This is a genomic window from Stenotrophomonas pictorum JCM 9942 (assembly GCF_001310775.1).
In the GTDB taxonomy this organism is placed as follows: Bacteria; Pseudomonadota; Gammaproteobacteria; order Xanthomonadales; family Xanthomonadaceae; genus Stenotrophomonas; species Stenotrophomonas pictorum.
In genome coordinates this window covers 1-4,732 of the sequence record NZ_BAZI01000217.1, presented here as the reverse complement: position 1 = coordinate 4,732, position 4,732 = coordinate 1, and the positions used below count along the sequence as shown (strand labels likewise).

Sequence of the window (4,732 nt, the reverse complement as noted above, 5' to 3'; positions counted from 1 at the left end):
CACGCCGGCGTCCAGCAGCACGCGGTCTATGTCGCGCTGGTCTTGCGGCGTGGATGCGCCCGCAAACGCCAGCGCCGCCGGCCCCAGATCGAGGTCGAACAGGCGGTTGCCGAGGCGGGATTGGTAGTAGTAGTCGCGCTTGGGCTGCGCGGTGGCGACGATTTCGATCTGCCGCCTGTTGAGGCCGAAGCCCTCATAGATCGTGCGAATCTGCGGCTCGGTCGCCTGCGGGTTGGCGAGGAAAATGCGGCTCGCGCAGCTCTCGATGATCGCGGGCGCGATGCTCGATTCCTTGATGTCGGCGAGGCTCTGCGTGGAGAAGATGACGCTGACGTTCTTTTTCCTGAGCGTCTTGAGCCATTGCCGGATACGCGCGGCAAACACCGGGTCATCTAGGAACAGCCACGCTTCATCGAGGATCAGCAGCGTGGGCGCACCGTCGAAGCGTTCGTCGAAGCGCGCAAAGAGGTAGTGCAGCACGGCCATGACGGCGGCCTTGCTGTGCATCAGCTCCTCCATCTCGAAGCACTGCACGCCGGCCATGCCGAGCCGGTCATGGTCGGCGTCCAGCAGCTTGCCGTGGGCACCGCCGAGCACATAGGGCGACAGCGCCTGCCGCAGCGCGTTCGATTGCAGCAGCACGGAAAGCCCCGTCATCGTGCGCTGCTCCAACGGCGCACCGGCAAGGCTTCCCAACGCCGACCAGATAGCCGCCTTCTCGTCGGGGCCGACCGCCACGCCCTCATGCAGCAAGCGGCCTTCCACCCATTCGGCCGCCCAGGTGCGGTAGCCCTCGCGGTCGATGCGTGCCAACGGCTGGAAGGCGGTTTCGCCATCTGTCCCGAGGTCGTAGTGCTCGCCGCCCAGGCCGAGAACCGTGGCGCGCATTGAGCGGCCCATGTCGAACGCGAAGATGCGCGAACCGCGATAGCGGCGGAACTGCATTGCCAGCGTGGCGAGCAAAACCGACTTGCCCATGCCGGTCGGCCCCGCGACTAGCATGTGGCCCACGTCGCCGATGTGCGTCACCAGCCGGAACGGCGTGGCGCCATCGGTGCGTGTGACGATCAAGGGTGGGCCATCCAGGTGCTCGTTCCTTTCCGGCCCGGCCCATACCGCCGAAACCGGCATCATGTGAGCCAGGTTCAACGTCGAGACGATGGGCTGGCGCACGTTGGCGTAAGCGTTGCCCGGAATGGACGACAGCCAGGCATCCACGGCGTTGAGCGTTTCCGGGATGGTGATGAAGCCCCGGCCCTGGATGACACGCTCCACCATGCGCAGCTTCTCGTCGGCCACAGCCGCGTCGGCATCGAGCACCATCACCGTGGCGGTGAGGTAGCCGAAGGCGACTTGATCGCTGCCCAGCTCCTGCAAGGCGGCATCGGCATCGGCGGCCTTGTTGCTGGCGTCGGTATCGACCAGCGGACTTTCCTGCTGGAAGATCGTTTCGCGCAGCAGCGCGATGACGTTCTTGCGTTTGGCGAACCACTGGCGGCGCAGGCGTCCCAACTCCCGTTCCGCCTCGGCTTTGTCGAGGCACAGGAAGCGCGTGCTCCAGCGGTAGGCAAAGCCAAGGCGGTTGAGGTCGTCCAGAATCCCCGGCCAAGTCGAGGTCGGGAAGCCCCGCACCGACACCATGCGCAGGTGCTGGTCGCCCAGCATGGGCGCCAGGCCACCGACCAGTGCGGAATCGGTCAGCAGTGCGTCGATATGGAACGCCACTTCGGGCACGCCGACGCGATAGCGCCGCGTCGAGATGGTGGCGTGCAGGTAGGTCAGTGTCTGGCCGTCATCGAGCCAAGCGATTTCCGGCATCACGCCATCGAGCAGGTCAAAGACGCGATCCGTCTCCGCGACGAAGGCTTGCAGCCGCTCGCGCCAGTCCACGCCATCGGTGGGCCGGTTCTCGTACAGCATCCCCGCCGCGCGGGCGCGCGATTCCTCGGGCGGCAGGTACACCAGCGTCAGGTGATAGCCGCTCTCGAAGTCGTTGCCCGATTCCTCGAAGGTGGCCCGGCGCTCCTCGTCCACCAGCCACGACAGCGGCTCGGGAAACTCCGATTGCGGATAGTCGGCAGCGGGTCGGCGCTCGGCCTCGATGAACAGCGCCCAGCCCGAACCCATGCGGCGTAGCGCGTTGTTCAAGCGCGCCGACGTGGCAATCAGTTCGCCTTGCGTCGCGCTGTCGAGGTCAGGCCCACGAAACCGGGCCGTGCGCTGGAAACTGCCGTCCTTGTTCAAGATGACACCCGGCGCGACCAGCCCGGCCCAGGGCAGCCAGTCGGCGAGCAAGGCCGGGCGCTGGCGGTATTCGGCTAGGTTCAGCATCGCGGCGTCCTCCCCTTACACGTCCAGCAGCGGGCGATGCTTGATGTGCCGAGCAAAGACCTGCATGAACTGCGGATCGACGCGCGCTCCCCACACCGCCAGCGAATGGCCGACGATCCAGAGCACGACACCGGGAATCCACAGTTGAAGGCCCAGCCCGACGGCGGCGGCCAGCGTGCCGTTGGCAATTGCCACGGTGCGCGGCGCACCGCCCAGCAGAATCGGCTCGGTCAGCGAGCGATGCAGCGGCACCTCGAATCCGGCGGCGAAGGTGTCCGGGGCACTCATACGACGGCCCCGCCGGAGAAGCTGAAAAACGACAGGAAGAAGCTCGAAGCCGCAAACGCGATGGACAGACCGAACACGATCTGGATCAGCTTGCGGAATCCGCCCGAAGTGTCGCCGAAGGCGAGCGCGAGGCCCGTGGCGATGATGATGATGACCGCGACGATGCGCGCCACCGGCCCCTGGATGGATTCGAGGATGGATTGCAGCGGGCCTTCCCACGGCATCGAGGAACCGGCGGCCTGCGCGGTTCCGGTCAGGAACAACAGCAGCGCGGCCAGCAGCAGCCCTTGCCCCGCAGGGCGGGCCAGGCAGCGCAGCCGCGCAAGACGCAATGCCGGATTTGCAGAAAAACGGAAAGCAGGAAAAGTCATCTGCGTCATGGCAGTTCTCCAAGTAAGTCAGGGGATGGGGAAGTCGCCGCAGCGGATGCGGCATCGGGGTTTGGCGACAACTCGGGAAACGGCGTGTCCAGCGCGTCCGCCTCCCAATTCGCCAATCGGTAGCCCACGCCGTCGAAGCCGACGACGCGGGCAATGCTCTCGATGCGGCGTTTGCGCCCACGCCCGGCGATGTGGATCACCACGTTGACCGCCTCGGCGATCAGCGCACGCGGCGGGTTCACGGCCACTTCGAGAATCAGTTGCTCCAGGCGCAGCAGCGCGCCCAGCGCGGAACCTGCGTGGATCGTGGCGATGCCGCCGGGGTGTCCCGTGCCCCACACCTTGATGAGATCCAGCGCCTCGGCGCCGCGCACCTCGCCGACGACTACGCGATCAGGCCGCAGGCGCATGGACGAGCGCACCAGCTCGGTCATGGATACCACGCCTGCGCGCGTGCGCAGCGGAACGTGGTCGCGGGCCGCGCATTGCAGTTCCACCGTGTCTTCGAGCACCAGCACGCGGTCGCCGGTGGCGGCGATTTCGGCGAGCAAAGCATTGGCGAGCGTGGTCTTGCCGCTGCTGGTGGCGCCGGCGATCAGCACGTTCTGCCGCTCGCGCACGGCGCGAACGAGAAAGCCCGCCTGCACGCTGGTCATCATCCCGTCAATGACGTACCGCTCCAACGGGATCACGCCGATAGCACGCTTGCGCAGCGCAAAGGCCGGCCCCGGCGCTGCCGGCGGCAAGATGCCCTCGAAGCGTTCGCCGGTTTCGGGCAGTTCGGCGGATAGCAGCGGCTGGCCGCGATGGATTTCCGCACCGACATGGGCCGCGACCAGGCGGATGATTCGCTCGCCGTCCGCCTCGGGCAGTTCCACGCCCATCGGCGCGCGCCCACTGGAAAGCCGATCCACCCAAAGGGTGCGATCAGGATTCAGCATCACCTCCACCACGTCCGGGTCTTCGAGCGCGGCGGCGATCAGCGGCCCCATCGCTGTGCGCAGCATCTGGATTCGGCGGTCGAGCGACGTGGCGCTCATGGACTGCGGAACGGCGCTCATGACGCACGCTCCCGCGCTTGCGCAGCCGCCGCCGCGTCCTCCATTCGCATAGGATCGGGATGCAGTTCCTCCACCACGTCGCGCACCAGGCTGCGCCCGCGCAGCAGGTGGCGGCCCAACTGTTCAACGAACTGCTCGAAGCGCGCTTTGCCCTGAGCGCGGGCGGCCTCTTGGTGCGCCTCGGGAACGGGCGTGCTGACCGTGAGGTAGTAGCGAATGAACAGCGCCAGCGTCTCGATCTGGATGTTCTGGTCGCGCTCCAGCCGTTCGGATTGGCGCGACAGCCGATCCAGGCGCTTGGCGATGGCCGCCTCGCGCTGGTCGGCGGCATCGGGCGACAGCCACGATGCGAGCGCCGCCGCGACGATGGACGACTTGGAAACGCCCTTCTTGGCGGCCAGCTCGTCCAGGCGCTTGGCGTGTTCGGGCTGGATAAAGAGATTCAGGCGGTAATGGCTCATAGCTCGATTCCGTCGTTGGGGTCGAGGGAAGCCAGCCGGGCCGTGCGCTGCATGGCCGGCTCAAGCTGGCGAGGGAGAGGAAGCGGCAGGTCGTCGTCGTCATCGAGCAGCGCCAGGTCGGCCGCAGGCGCGGCCAGCTCGGGGTCGTAGGCGACGGTTTCGGAGAGTTCGGGCTGACGGCGCGGGCCGCCGTCGTCGGCCGAAGCCAAGT

At 67.1% G+C, this 4,732-nt stretch carries 5 protein-coding genes and 1 pseudogene; all 6 read right to left on the bottom strand.

The window, feature by feature from the left end:
• Positions 1-2,331: conjugal transfer protein TrbE (gene trbE, locus JCM9942_RS11020; protein WP_054659653.1), on the bottom strand; the 2,331-nt coding region annotated here is incomplete at its 3' end.
• Between the two features lie 15 nt (positions 2,332-2,346).
• Entirely contained in the window at positions 2,347-2,619 is a 273-nt protein-coding gene (locus tag JCM9942_RS11015; RefSeq protein ID WP_003291752.1) for a VirB3 family type IV secretion system protein, read from the bottom strand.
• Entirely contained in the window at positions 2,616-2,999 is a 384-nt protein-coding gene (locus JCM9942_RS11010; RefSeq protein WP_003291753.1) for a TrbC/VirB2 family type IV secretion system protein, read from the bottom strand. Before JCM9942_RS11010 ends, JCM9942_RS11015 begins: the two co-directional genes overlap by 4 nt.
• On the bottom strand, positions 2,996-4,060 hold the full coding sequence (trbB, locus tag JCM9942_RS11005; RefSeq protein ID WP_016448819.1) for a P-type conjugative transfer ATPase TrbB: 1,065 nt from the start codon (positions 4,058-4,060) through the stop codon (positions 2,996-2,998). Before trbB ends, JCM9942_RS11010 begins: the two co-directional genes overlap by 4 nt.
• A complete protein-coding gene (locus JCM9942_RS11000) occupies positions 4,057-4,521 on the bottom strand; it encodes a ribbon-helix-helix protein, CopG family (RefSeq protein WP_016448820.1) in 465 nt (154 codons plus the stop codon). The genes trbB and JCM9942_RS11000 overlap by 4 nt, the downstream gene beginning before the upstream one ends.
• Positions 4,518-4,732: pseudogene (locus JCM9942_RS10995) on the bottom strand (conjugal transfer protein TraG); the annotation flags it as partial. The pseudogene JCM9942_RS10995 and the gene JCM9942_RS11000, both read right to left, overlap by 4 nt.